This window comes from Carboxydocella sp. JDF658 (assembly GCF_002049395.1).
Classification (GTDB): domain Bacteria; phylum Bacillota.
On the sequence record NZ_BDLR01000117.1, the window covers coordinates 1 to 312 of the forward strand.

The following is a 312-nucleotide window of genomic DNA, read 5'->3' on the forward strand; positions in this document are numbered from 1 at the left end:
CTTTATATCAGAATACCAGACTTAGCCCATGCTTCCAGCTTCCGGCGTAGTTACCTGATAGGCGTTTTAGCCAAAGTAGTGGTAGATATAGCTTTCTTTTTAGGCAAACCCATTGTTTTAGAAAACCTGAACTTTAGCAAAGACAGACTGGACACTAATAAAAAGTTTAACCGCATGGCTTCCAATTTTCCATTTGCGAAAATGGTAGGAGTAATGTATCGGAGAGCGACAAAAGAAGGGGTGCCTTTCAAGTTAGTATCACCCCGGCATACTTCAACCATAGGTTACTGGAAGTATATGAAACGTTACGCC

1 protein-coding gene is annotated in these 312 nt (G+C 41.3%); it reads left to right on the plus strand.

Annotated elements, in window-relative coordinates; all coding sequences use genetic code 11:
* A partial coding sequence (locus JDF658_RS12525) for an IS200/IS605 family accessory protein TnpB-related protein (protein ID WP_143312008.1) occupies positions 1-312 on the plus strand: 312 nt, incomplete at both ends.